The sequence below is a fragment of the Pseudomonas brassicae genome (assembly GCF_010671725.1).
Taxonomy (GTDB): Bacteria; Pseudomonadota; Gammaproteobacteria; order Pseudomonadales; family Pseudomonadaceae; genus Aquipseudomonas; species Aquipseudomonas brassicae.
The window spans coordinates 1-11,862 of record NZ_JAAHBU010000253.1 but is presented as its reverse complement, the minus strand read 5'-3'; the positions used below and the strand labels follow the sequence as shown (position 1 = coordinate 11,862).

Sequence of the window (11,862 nt, the reverse complement as noted above, 5' to 3'; positions counted from 1 at the left end):
GCGGTTGGCAGGCGCGCGAGTCGAGCCTGCTGGCGAGCACCGCGCCGATGGCCGATGCGCTGCAGGCCCACCGCCTGTTTGCGCATGCATCGACCCTCGACCTGGCGGTGCAGCGCCCGGCGCAGTTGCAGGCCTGGCTGGGCGAGCATTTTGCCCAGGTGGGGCAACTGCCGGACCTGTCCGCTTACGGTTTCAGGCCCGTGGGTGCACGCCTGCTGAGCAACGAGCAGGGGCCGGCGGCACTGCTGGTGTTCGAGGATGCCAAGGGCGAGCGTGTCAGCCTGTTCCTGCGCTCGCCCGGCGAGCATTACACGCGCATGCCCAGCGGCGAGCGGATAGAGGGCCCGCTGCAGGCGCGCTACTGGTCGCAGGGTGCCTACAACTACGCGCTGGTCAGCGCGGTGGGCACGGCGCTGTAGTGCTGCCCAGTAGCTCGGCCAGGCGCCGGGCCGGCGGCGCGACCGCATCGCGCCGGGTGGTCATGTACAGGCCCAGCGTCGGGTTCTGCTCCAGCGCACGGAAACTCACGCCTGCCTGTTGATTGGCCTGCGCCACTGCCGACGGCACCAGCGCCACGCCGAACCCGCAGGCGACCAGGCTCACCAGCGTCTGCATCTGTGCGGCCTGCTGGTGCAGGCGCGGGCTGAACCCGGCGCGCTCGCACAACGCAAGCAGGTGCTGGTGGAACCCGTTGCCCAGCGCGGGCGGTGTAAACACGAAATCTTCATCCGCCACCTCTGCCAGGCGCACCCGCGGCGCCTGTGCCAGCGGGTGGTCGGCGGGCACCGCGAGCAGCAGCGGTTCATCGAGGATCAACTGCGCATGCAGGCGCTCGTTCAGGTCGGGCAGGTGCCGCATGAAGGCGATGTCCAGCTCGCCCTTGAGCAGGCCGTCGGCCAGTTGTGCCGACGGCTGCTGCAGCAGGCTTATGCGCACCTTGGGCCAGGCCTGGCGAAACCCGCGCAGGGCCTGCAACAGGTGCGGATAACCGGCCAGCGCCAGGCTGCCGACGCGCAGGTGGCCGGCTATGCCCGCGGCCACTTCGCGGGCCTGCGTGACGCCTTCGTGCAGCGTGCTCAAGGTGGCTCGGGCCGTCGTCAGGAAGGCGTCGCCAGCAGGCGTGAGGTGCACGCCGCGCGGGTGGCGCACGAACAGTGTGCAGCCGAGCTTGTGCTCCAGCCGCGCAATCGCCTGGCTCAGTGCCGGTTGGGCGATGTGCAGGCGCTCGGCGGCGCGGTGTATGTGCAGCTCTTCAGCCACGGCGATGAACTGGCGAAGCAGGCGGGTCTCGATCATGGCGGCTTCCTGGCACCGGTGCGATATCTCGGGCGTATCGATTTGCCCCGTCGATAGTATTCAACCTGGCGCGACGTACTCGATAGGCTCGACGACTCTACAGGAGAGCACGCATGAACTTCACCCAACGCACGTTTCTCATCACCGGCGCCGCGCGCGGCCTGGGCCTGGCGTATGCAACCGCACTGGCCGAGCGCGGTGCGCGGGTGGTGCTCAGCGACCGGGGCACTGACCGTGCCGGTTGTGGTAGCGACCCGAGCGTCGTCGAGCAGGCCGCGCAGGCATTGCGCGCCGCGGGCCACCAGGCACTCGGGCATAGCGCCGACCTCACCGACGAAGCGGCATGCCGGCAACTGGTGGCGCTGACGGTCGCGCAGTTCGGCGGCCTCGACGGGTTGATCCACAATGCCGGCTGGGTCGGCCACCAGCCGATCGAGCAGGTCGATGCAAGCTTCATCGACCGCACCATGGGGATCAACGTGCAGGCGCCGTTGTGGCTATGCAAGCACGCCTGGCCGCACCTCAAGGCGTCGAAGGCGCCGCGTATCGTGCTCACTACCTCGGACCGCGCCATGTACGCGTGTTACGCACAGAGCGGATTGGCGGCCTACGCAGCGGGCAAGATGGCGCAGTTGGGCATCATGAACGCCTTGAGCGAGGAAGGCGCGGCGCACGGCATCCTGGTCAACGCGGTCTCGCCGGTGGCACGCACACGCATGTGGGGCGAGCAGGGTGAGCCGGATGACCTGAAGCCAGAATGGGTAGTGCCCGGGGTGGTGTATCTGGTGTCGGAGCAGTGCCAGGTGACCGCGCAGGTGCTGCGTGCCAGCAATGGCCAGTTCGTGGCCACGCGCTTCGAGGAGCCAGCAGGGGTGACGTACCCGCGCGATCTACGCGGGATAAAGGCGCAGCAGCCCGAGCAGGTGGCGAGGTGCTGGGGCGGTTCTGGTTTGAATGACGTGGGTTGAAACGGGCGGGGTGCCTTCGCCCACAAGGGCTCAGCCGGTGAAGATGAACACCGCAAACCCATGCCCGCCGAGTTCGAAGCCGTTGACCTCGAGCATGCCCATTTTCACATGCGCGCGGATTGAGGCGTGGTTGTCGCGGCGGATGAACAATATACCCTTGCGCCCAGGCAAGCGGCGCCGCAGCTCTTCGAACAGCATGCCGGCCAGGCCCTGGCCGCGCTCGCTGGCGCTCACGCACACCGGGCCATACACGTAGGCATCCGGGTGCTCGGGGTTGGCCTCGAGCATGGCCCGGACCACCGCCACATCGGCATTCAGCGCACGCGGCGTGGTCATCAGGAAAGCGCTGATGCGCTTGCCCCGGCGGGTCACGATCAGCGGCATCTTGCGCAACATCATGGCAATCCGACGACGCGGCAGCCCGGCAGAAAGGCTGCCGCCGTTCTGCTGCAGGTTGGCCTTGAGCAGCGCCACGATCCCGCTCAGGTCGGCCCGGGTGGCGACACCAACCTTCAATCGCTGTTCCTGTTGCATGCCTGTGGCGCTCCTGCGCATGTCGTGCTTGAGAGCGCTGATACTAATGCATCGGTACAGGATCGGGCCATACTCTTTCAAACGGACCGTTTGCCATTGCGACCGGCCACCTGATAAAACCTGTATGCAGCATTGCGTCAGGCGTTAATACCCCGATGCCACAGCCGTTCGCTGGCGTCGTACATATGGAATCCAGAATGACCCCAAGACACGTAATCAACGCATCTGTCAGCCCCAAAGGCAGCCTGGAGACACTCTCCCAACGTGAAGTGCAGCAACTGAGCGAAGCCGGTTCCGGCAGCATCTACACCTTGTTCCGCCAGTGCGCCCTGGCCATTCTCAACACCGGCGCCCACGTCGACAATGCCAAGACCATTCTCGATGCCTACAAGGATTTCGAAGTGCGTATCCACCAGCAGGACCGCGGCGTGCGCCTCGAACTGCTGAACGCCCCGGCTGACGCTTTCGTCGACGGCGAGATGATTGCAAGCACCCGTGAAATGCTGTTCAGCGCCCTGCGCGACATCGTCTACACCGAAAGCGAACTGGACCGCATGGGCATCGACCTGGAAAGCTCCCAGGGCATCACCGACTATGTCTTCCAGCTGCTGCGCAATGCGCGCACCCTGCGCCCGGGCGTGGAGCCGAAGATGGTGGTGTGCTGGGGTGGCCACTCCATCAGCACCGAGGAATACCAGTACACCAAGAAGGTCGGCCACGAGCTGGGCCTGCGCAAGCTGGACATCTGCACCGGCTGCGGCCCGGGCGTGATGAAGGGGCCGATGAAAGGCGCCACCATTGCGCATGCCAAGCAGCGCATGAGCAGCGGCCGCTACCTGGGCCTGACCGAGCCGGGCATCATTGCCGCCGAGGCGCCGAACCCCATCGTCAACGAGCTGGTGATTCTGCCCGACATCGAGAAGCGTCTCGAAGCCTTCGTGCGCGTCGGTCATGGCATCATCATCTTCCCGGGGGGCGCCGGTACGGCCGAAGAGTTCCTGTACCTGCTCGGCATTCTCATGCATCCGGACAACCGCGAGCTGCCGTTCCCGGTGATCCTCACCGGGCCCAAAAGCGCCGAGGCCTACCTGCAGCAGGTGCATGCCTTTGTCGGTGCCACGCTGGGTGAAGCGGCGCACGCGCTGTACGAAATCATCATCGACGACCCGGCCCAGGTGGCGCGGCAGATGACCGAAGGACTCAAAGGCGTGAAGCAGTTCCGTCGCGAGCGCAACGATGCGTTCCACTTCAACTGGCTGCTGAAGATCGAAGAGGGCTTCCAGCGCCCGTTCGACCCGACCCACGCCAACATGGCCAGCCTGCACCTGAGCCGCGATCTGCCACCGCATGAACTGGCGGCGAACTTGCGTCGGGCGTTCTCCGGGATTGTGGCGGGCAACGTCAAGGACAAGGGCATCCGCCTGATCGAAGAGCACGGGCCGTACGAGATCCATGGCGATACCGCGATCATGCAGCCGCTGGACCAGCTGTTGCAGGCGTTCGTGGAGCAGCACCGGATGAAGTTGCCGGGCGGGGCGGCGTATGAGCCCTGCTATCGCGTGGTGAGCTGAGCCCTGGGCCGCTGTGCGGCCCTTCGCTGGCAAGCCAGCTCCCACAGGTATTCTATCGTTCTTGAAACCAGCGACAATCCTGTGGGAGCTGGCTTGCCAGCGAACAGCGTCTAGCGGTGCTGCAAGCGCCGCAGCACCAGCTCGGTCAACTCGTCGATCATCGGCCGGAACGCTTCGGCCGTGCAGTGCTGGCCGAGCATCACGGTGCGCGTGGTGAGGTGCGAGAACAGCGCATCGAACAGCACATGCGGCAGTTCCGACAGCGACGCATCTGCCGCCACCGTGCCCTCGGCGCGCTGGTCTTCGAGCAAGCGCAATATCAGTGAATGCCACACCTGCGGGCCATGCGCGTACCAGGTCTGGCCCACCTCGGGCACATGCGCCGTGCCGTTGACCACCAATCGATAGAACGCCACATGCCGCGCGCTGGTGACCACCGCCACCAACTGGTCGAGGATCATCCGCAGCCCGTCGGCCAGCGCGACCTGGGACGTGTCGAGCTGGCGCAGGTCGATGATGAAGTCGTCGCACAGGTATTCCACCACCGCCACCAGCAGCTCGTTCTTGCTGCCGAAGTAGCGGTAGATGGTAGCTTTCGAACCACCCGCCGCGGCGACGATGGCGTCCATGCTGACGCCATCGTAACCGTGCGCGAGAAACAGCTCGCTGGCGGTCACCAGCAGGTTGCGCCGCCGCTCCAGACTTCTGCTTGTGGGGGAAGTTGGGGCACGGTGCAACGAGGCCATGAGCGCTACTCTTTATCGGGAAGCGCGTACGCTATCACGTAATCCCCGCGATCTGGAGACTGGCGCGCACCGCCGGCCACCACCACCACGTACTGGCGCCCGGAACGCGGCGACACGTAGCTCATCGGCGTGGCTTGCCCACCGACGGGCAAGCGGCCTTTCCACACTTGCTCGCCGGTGGCGATGTCCAGCGCCCGCAGGTAGTAGTCCTGGGTGCCGGCGTAGAACACCAGCCCGGCCGCCGTGGTCACGCCACCGCCCAGGGTCGGCATGCCCAGCGGGATGGCCAGGTTGGCGCGTACCCCGTTGATCACCGCGTCCTGCACCGTGCCGGCCGGGCGTTCCCAGACCTGCTGACGGGTCTTCAGGTCGATCGCTGCGAACACGCCCCAGGGCGGGCTCTGGCACGGAATGCCGAGCGGCGAGTTGAAGGCTTTGTGGTCGATCACGAACGGCGTGCCGTCCATGGGGTAGGTGCTGCCCACGCCGTGCCCGGACTTGAGGTGCGACAGGTCGACGTTTTCACGCTTGACCAGCTTGACCACCTGCGGGATGCGGATGTCGTTGAGGAACAGGTAGCCGCTGCGCTCGTCGATGGCCGCGCCGCCCCAGTTGAAGCCACCGTAGTAGCCGGGGTAGATCAGGGTTTCGGCGGTACTCGGTGCGGTGAACTCGCCCTGGTAGTTGAGCTGGCGGAAGTTGATGCGGCACATCAGTTGGTCGAAGAAGGTCGCGCCCCACATGTCCTGTTCGGTCAGCGGGTCGGCGCCCAGCGCCGGCATGCCCACCGAGTAGGGTTGGGTGGGCGCCACCCAGTCGCCTTCGGCGTGGGCCTGCGGGACGGGCTTTTCCACCACGTCGGCAATCGGCTGGCCGGTGCGCCGGTCGAGCATGAAGATCTGCCCGCGCTTGGTCAGCTGGATCAGCGCGGGGATCTTGCCGCCCTTGCCATCCGGCACGTCGTACAGGGCCGGTTGCGCGGCCACGTCGTAGTCCCAGATGTCGTGGTGCACGGTCTGGAAGGTCCAGCGTTCACGGCCGGTGGCCATGTCCAGGGCGACCACGGCCGACGAGTATTTCTCGGTCAGCGGTGGGCGATTGCCACCCCAGAAGTCCGGTTGCTGGTTGCCGGTAGGCAGGTAGACCAGGCCCAGTTCGTCATCGAACGCGGGGGTGGACCACATGTTCGGCGTACTGCGGGTGTAGGTCTGGCCCTCGGGTGGCAGCTTGGTGATGGCTGGGTTGCCCAGGTCCCAGGCCCAGACCAGTTCGCCAGTATCGGCACTGAAGGCACGTACCACACCCGACGGTTCGTCGGTGGAACGGCCGTCGAACACCCAACCGCCAAGGATGATCAGGTTGCGTGCCACGGTGGGGGCGGAAGTGTAGGCGTAGTACGGCACGCCTTCGTCCACCAGGCCCAGGCCCTGGGTAAGGTCGACCGAGCCCTTGTCGCCGAAGCCTTCGCAGGGTTTGCCGGTGTCGGCATCGATCTCGATCAGGCGCGCATCCATGGTGACCTGCACGATACGGCGGGCACAGGCGTTGCTGGTGGCCTGGGGTGCCGGCGCGAGATCGGCGATCCGCAACGGCTGGGTGACCTTGGCCGGCTCGTAGTAGCCCAGGCCGCGGCAGCGGTTCCAGGTCTTGTCGTTGGCCGGCTTGGAATCAAACGTCCAGCGCTGCTTGCCGGTGTCGGCGTCCAGTGCGATGACCTTGCTCAGCGGGGTGCAGGTATACACGGTGTCGGCGATCTGGATCGGCGTGTTCTGCGACTCCGAAGCGCCTGCGGCGATCTCGCCGGTGCGGTAGGTCCAGGCCACTTTCAACTGGTCGATATTGCCTTTGTTGATCTGGTCCAGGGGCGCGAAACGGGTGCCCTTGGGGGTGTTGCCGTAGTGCTGCCAGTCTGGCGCCGTGGCCGTGCTGGCCAGCGGTGTGTCGAGCACCGGTTGCTGCTTGGCCTGCATCACACCGTGGGGGACGAAGGTGGACGCGCCACCCGCCACCAGTGCTGCGGCGAACAGGGCGGCGCAGCCGAAGCTGGCCGCGCGGTAGCGGCCGTGGCTCAACTGCGGGTGTAGCACGGCGGCGACCAGGCCGATCACCAGGAACGGTGCAAGACGTGGCACCAGCGGCCAGAAACGCAGGCCGACTTCCCACAGCGACCACACCACGGTGGCACCGAACAGCAGGGCCAGCAGCCCGGCCGCGAAGGGTTTGCGCCGGGCATACAGCACCCCGGCGGCCAGCAGGCTGGCGCCGGCCAGCAGGTAATACCAGGAGCCGCCCAAGGTGGCCAGGCGCAGGCCGCCGAGGGCCAGGGCAAGGCCGCTGAGCCCGAGCAGGGCGCCGAAAACGAACAAGGCAAGGCGTGTAGCAGTCGAGGCGGGTGCCCCGGGATTTTCTGTGCTTTTCATTCCTGAGGGTCCATGACACGGCCCCAGCTGCGCGGGCATGGGGGCGTGGATTCATGATTGGTACTGTACGGTACAGTTTTATTTTGAACCTGTTCCCGAACCAATGAAAGACAAAATGTCGCACCGACGAAATTATTTGTGACAATCACCCGGACACATCGACCCTTCAGGGAGTGAAAAGCATGGGTTTGGCAGTGGTAGCGAGTACGCCGAGAACGTCCATCGTGTTGCCGGACGCGGCGCTGGCCGAGCGGGTGAACCAGGCGCTGATCGACAGCTTTGTGGCGCATCAGCCGTTTCTGCCGTGGGCCAAGGCCTCGCCGGCGCTGCAGGACACGCGCAACAACCTGCGCCAGGCGCTGCTGGACCATGCGCAGGCGCACGCCGAGAAGCGCTATTTCATCCTCACGCCCGACCAGGCTGCCGTCATCGGTTGCGTGGGGTTGCACCCCGGCAGTGCGGGCGAGCATGTGCTGGGCTATTGGGCCAACAGCGGTTTCAGTGGCCAGGGGCTGATGGCCGAGGGCATTCGCGCGTTGCTGGCCGCGCAGGACTTCGGCACGTTGCAGCTCACGGCGGCGTCGGTGAACGGCCCCAGTCATCGCCTGGCCAGGGCGCTGGGGTTCGAAGTGCTGCGGGTGGTGGAAGGGGTACGTGATACGCCCTGGCATGGGGTGCATGACACGTGGATCTTCGAGCGCAAGGCGCAGGCGACCGCATCAGCCCGGTGTGAAGTGCGCGAGGCGCGTGCCGACGACGCGCCGGCTATCAGCCGGGTGATCATCGCCGCGTTGCGCCACACCAACAGCCAGGATTATTCGGCGGCCGTGATTGCGCGGGTCGAGGCCAGTTTCTCGCCCCAGGCGGTGGCCGGGTTGCTGGCGCGTCGGCAGGTGCTGGTGGCGCAGGTGGGAGCTGAGGTGGTGGGCACGGCGAGCCTTGAGGGTGAGGTGGTGCGCACGGTGTTTGTGGCGCCGCGCCGGCACGGGCTGGGGATCGGGCGGGCCTTGATGCAGCGGGTCGAGGCGTTGGCGCTGGCGGCGGGAGTACAGACGCTGCGGGTGCCGTCGTCGCTGACGGCGCAGGGGTTTTATGCGCACCTGGGGTATGCCGTGCTGTGCGAGGTGGTCGAGGGGGAGGAGCGTACCGTGGTGATGGCGAGGGTGTTGACCAACTGAAACTGTGTTGAACCCTTCGCTGGCAAGCCAGCTCCCACAGGGGCAGCGCGGTATCTGTGGGAGTTGGCTTGCCAGCGAAAGGCGGCAACGCAGCCTGCTGCAGTGGCGCTAGAACGCCGGTGTGTACTTGACGCTGAACATCATGTTGCGTGGCTCGCCGTAGTTGTTGTTGCCACCCAGCTGGTTGTAGCCCGAGGCGATGTAGCGCTTGTCGAACAGGTTGTTGGCGTTCACCGCCACACTCACCTCAGGTGTCAACTGATACGCCAGGCGCGCATTCCACACCGTGTAACCCGGCACCTCGAACGTGCTCTCGTAACCCAGCGTATGGCTTTGGCTGTTGAAGCCCAGGCCAGCGCTCACGCGGTTCCAGTCGCCCGGCAAGCGGTAGTCGCTCCACACCCGCAGCATGTGCTTGGGCGTCCACTGGTTGAAGACCTTGCCTTCGTTTTCCGGGTCGTTCATGTACGTGGTGGTGGTGTAGGTGTAGCCAGCAAACAGTTGCAGGTCGGCAGCACTTCGCCGCTGATCTCGGCTTCGATACCCTGGCTGCGTACCTTGCCGGCGGCTTTCGAACAGTCACCGGTGCCACATTGCGCGGACGTGTCGTCGATCGCTCGGTTCTTCTGGTCGTAGCGGAACACGGCGAACGATGTGTTGACCCGTCCGTCCATCAGTTCGCCTTTCAGGCCCACCTCGTAGTTGCTGCCGATGATCGGTTCGAGTACCGATTGGGAGGCATCCAGATTGCTCTGTGGCTGGAAGACGTCGGTGTAGCTGGCGTAGGCCGCCCATTCCTGGGTCAGGTCATAGACGATGCCGGCATACGGGGTGACGACCCCGGTCTCGGTCATGATGCTCGGGTCAGCGACCGTGACCACGTTGTTTGCGGTGATGACGGAGGAGTAGCGGAAGTCGTACCAGCTCACCCGCGACCCCAGCACCACCGTCAGCGGCTCGGCCAGTTTGACCCGCCAGCTGCCGTACAGGCCTTTCTGGCGGATGTCGTATTCGCTGGCGGTCGCACGTCCACCGTCGCGCATCAGGCTGTCATAGCTAGGCTTGGGACGGTCGTGGTCGATATCGAAAATGTTGCCGCCATTGGTGAAGGTGCGGGCGAATACATCGTCGGTCTTGAGCTGGGAATAGTTGCCACCCAGGATCAGTTCCTGTTGCAACCCCAATGCCTCGAAATGGCCGTTGAGGTAGGCGTCGAGCCCGACCTTGGTCGAGTCGAAGTCGGTGTACCAGTTGGCATACTGGACACCGCTGCCGTCAGAGTTCAGGCCCTGGCCGGTGGTTTGAACCCGCTGGTGCAGCGAGTCGTTGTTCTCGCTCATGTGCACCGCAGCGGCGTGCACTTTCCAGTCGTCGTTGAAGCGGTGATCGATATCGGCGAACACGGTGGTCACGTCGATCTCGGAATGGTTCCAGCGTGCACCGGTGTAGGTCGAGCGGGAAACGTCGACGGTACGCCCGTCGGCATAGCGCGGCAGGCCACGCAGCATCGGCCGCGAGGTGTTGTCCGAGTAGCTGATGCCCACCCCAACGGTGGTGTCCGGCGACAGGTCGAAGTCCAGCGCGCCATACAGCGAGTGGGTCTTGCTCCACTCGTAGTCGATGAACGACTGGCTCTGGTCTTCGTCAGCGACGAAACGCCCGCGGATCGTGCCCTGCTGGTTCAGTGGGCCGCCGGCATCCAGTTGCAGGCCGTAGTGGTCCCACGAGCCGGCCTTGCCGGTGACGCTTACGGTGGGCTTGTCCTGGCCGCGCTTGCGCACCAGGTTGATCGCCCCGCCCGGGCTACCCGTGCCCTGCAGCAGGCCTGAGGCACCGCGCAGAAACTCGATGCGATCGAAGAAGATCAGGTCCTGGGTCGCCCAGTTGCCGAGCGAGTAGGTATTGCGCGGGATCGGCACGCCGTCGTACTGCCAGTCGTCGATCTGGAAACCGCGCGACATGAGGATCATGCCTTTGCCCACGCCTTGCTGGCCGACCAGGCCGGTGGTCTGGTTGGCGGCGTCCTTGAGGTTGGTCAGGCCCTGGTCGTCCATCTGCTTGCGGGTCATCACGCTGACCGACTGCGGGATCTCCTTGAGCGTGTGTTCGCCCTTGCCGATGGTGGTGACTCGCGCCGCGTAGGAGTTCGAGCCCTCCGTGGTGGCCAGGTTGCGCTGCTCGGTGATACGGGTGGCACCCAGTTCCAGCGCGCCGTCGGCATCCAGGCCCTGCACCACACTGAAGTGGCCGCTGCCGGTGACCAGCAGTTGCAGGCCGCTACCGGCCAATGCAGCGCGCATGGCCTGTTCGGCGCTCAGTTGGCCGCGAACGGCCGGGGCCTGCTTGCCCTGCACCAGGGAAGGGTCGAGCGAGACGATCTGACCGCTCTGGCTGGCGATGGCATTCAGCGTGCTGGCCAGCGGGCCGGCAGGCAGGTTGAACGCAAGCACCTGCTGCTGGGCAGCGACGGCGCAGCTCAGGGTCGCCAGGGCAACGGCGACGGGGAGGGCGCGGGACCAAGGGTTGAGCACAGAATTCTCCTGATTATGTTGGCAGTCAGGAGATAGGTGTGACGAGAAATGAAAACCGGACACAAATGCGATTGTTTTTCATAAAAATAATCAGATCGTTTACCGGCTCAGTGCTGCGGGCCGATCAGGGTCAGCCAGGGGCCGTACTGGCTGACCTGGATCGGTAGGGTTTCGGCCAGGGCGGTGAAGCTGCGTTGCGGGTCGTTGAGCGGGAACACGCCCTGCACGCGCAGGTGGCGCACTTCGGGGGCGACACGCACATAGCCGCGGCAGTAGGGGCGCAAGGCTTGCACCACCGACTCCAGCGGGTCGTCGAGCACATTCAGGTGGCCGTTGAGCCAATCGGCACGATGACGTTCGTCACCGGCCAGGCGTTCGATGCGCTGGGCGTGCAGCAGGGCGGCCTGGCCTTCCTGCAGGTCCAGTTCGGTGCCGTCATGCAGGCGTGCGCGCACGGCGTGCTGCAGTACTACCACGCGGGTGACATCGGCCTGCTGGCTGACCAGAAAGCGGGTGCCCAGCGCGCGCACCTCGCCCTGCGCGGTGCGGACGCGCAGGGGCCGTTGCGGGTCGGCGGCGACCTGGATCACCAGCTCGCCCTGGCGCAGGATCAGCAGG

The 11,862-nt window shown here is 65.6% G+C and carries 9 protein-coding genes and 1 pseudogene; 4 read left to right on the top strand and 6 right to left on the bottom strand.

What is annotated here, in order from left to right:
• A partial coding sequence (locus tag G3436_RS17320) for an anti-sigma factor family protein (protein ID WP_420801221.1) occupies nucleotides 1-419 on the top strand: 419 nt, incomplete at its 5' end.
• Here the strand turns inward: G3436_RS17320 and G3436_RS17315 are convergent.
• Nucleotides 394-1,296: a LysR substrate-binding domain-containing protein gene (locus tag G3436_RS17315; protein ID WP_163947318.1), complete on the bottom strand. Its 903-nt coding sequence runs from the start codon at nucleotides 1,294-1,296 to the stop codon at nucleotides 394-396. The genes G3436_RS17320 and G3436_RS17315 overlap by 26 nt on opposite strands.
• A 113-nt stretch (nucleotides 1,297-1,409) precedes the next feature.
• Between G3436_RS17315 and G3436_RS17310 the strand changes: the two genes are divergently transcribed.
• Entirely contained in the window at nucleotides 1,410-2,264 is an 855-nt protein-coding gene (locus G3436_RS17310; RefSeq protein ID WP_163947315.1) for an SDR family NAD(P)-dependent oxidoreductase, read from the top strand.
• 30 nt (nucleotides 2,265-2,294) lie between these two features.
• Here G3436_RS17310 and G3436_RS17305 read toward each other — a convergent pair whose 3' ends face one another.
• A complete protein-coding gene (locus G3436_RS17305) occupies nucleotides 2,295-2,798 on the bottom strand; it encodes a GNAT family N-acetyltransferase (RefSeq protein WP_178116503.1) in 504 nt (167 codons plus the stop codon).
• A 197-nt stretch (nucleotides 2,799-2,995) separates the two neighbouring features.
• On the opposite strand from G3436_RS17305, the gene ppnN reads away from it, so the two are divergent.
• Nucleotides 2,996-4,369 carry a nucleotide 5'-monophosphate nucleosidase PpnN gene (gene ppnN, locus G3436_RS17300; RefSeq protein WP_163947312.1) on the top strand — a complete coding sequence of 458 codons (1,374 nt, stop codon included), beginning with the start codon at nucleotides 2,996-2,998 and terminating at the stop codon, nucleotides 4,367-4,369.
• 110 nt (nucleotides 4,370-4,479) lie between these two features.
• Here the strand turns inward: ppnN and G3436_RS17295 are convergent, their stop codons facing one another.
• Nucleotides 4,480-5,115, bottom strand: a complete 636-nt coding sequence (locus G3436_RS17295; protein WP_163947310.1) for a TetR/AcrR family transcriptional regulator — start codon at nucleotides 5,113-5,115, stop codon at nucleotides 4,480-4,482.
• Between the two features lie 5 nt (nucleotides 5,116-5,120).
• Complete coding sequence (locus G3436_RS17290; protein WP_163947307.1) at nucleotides 5,121-7,535, bottom strand: membrane-bound PQQ-dependent dehydrogenase, glucose/quinate/shikimate family; 2,415 nt, start codon at nucleotides 7,533-7,535, stop codon at nucleotides 5,121-5,123.
• Nucleotides 7,536-7,717: 182 nt separating this feature from the next.
• Between G3436_RS17290 and G3436_RS28605 the strand changes: the two genes are divergently transcribed.
• On the top strand, nucleotides 7,718-8,713 hold the full coding sequence (locus G3436_RS28605) for a GNAT family N-acetyltransferase (RefSeq protein ID WP_338001278.1): 996 nt from the start codon (nucleotides 7,718-7,720) through the stop codon (nucleotides 8,711-8,713).
• Between the two features lie 108 nt (nucleotides 8,714-8,821).
• Here the strand turns inward: G3436_RS28605 and G3436_RS17280 are convergent.
• Both G3436_RS17280 and G3436_RS17275 read right to left on the bottom strand, forming a co-directional pair.
• Nucleotides 8,822-11,244 (bottom strand): annotated as a pseudogene (locus tag G3436_RS17280) (TonB-dependent siderophore receptor).
• A gap of 107 nt (nucleotides 11,245-11,351) precedes the next feature.
• The coding region (locus G3436_RS17275) for a FecR family protein (protein WP_178116502.1) at nucleotides 11,352-11,862 on the bottom strand (511 nt) is incomplete at its 5' end.

Bases quoted from the DNA above. Each gene is read 5' to 3' on its own strand.
- G3436_RS17315 (WP_163947318.1), bottom strand. From the start codon at position 1,296: ATGATCGAGACCCGCCTGCTTCGCCAGTTCATCGCCGTGGCTGAAGAG.
- G3436_RS17310 (WP_163947315.1), top strand. From the start codon at position 1,410: ATGAACTTCACCCAACGCACGTTTCTCATCACCGGCGCCGCGCGCGGC.
- G3436_RS17305 (WP_178116503.1), bottom strand. From the start codon at position 2,798: ATGCAACAGGAACAGCGATTGAAGGTTGGTGTCGCCACCCGGGCCGAC.
- ppnN (WP_163947312.1), top strand. From the start codon at position 2,996: ATGACCCCAAGACACGTAATCAACGCATCTGTCAGCCCCAAAGGCAGC.
- G3436_RS17295 (WP_163947310.1), bottom strand. From the start codon at position 5,115: ATGGCCTCGTTGCACCGTGCCCCAACTTCCCCCACAAGCAGAAGTCTG.
- G3436_RS17290 (WP_163947307.1), bottom strand. From the start codon at position 7,535: ATGAAAAGCACAGAAAATCCCGGGGCACCCGCCTCGACTGCTACACGC.
- G3436_RS28605 (WP_338001278.1), top strand. From the start codon at position 7,718: ATGGGTTTGGCAGTGGTAGCGAGTACGCCGAGAACGTCCATCGTGTTG.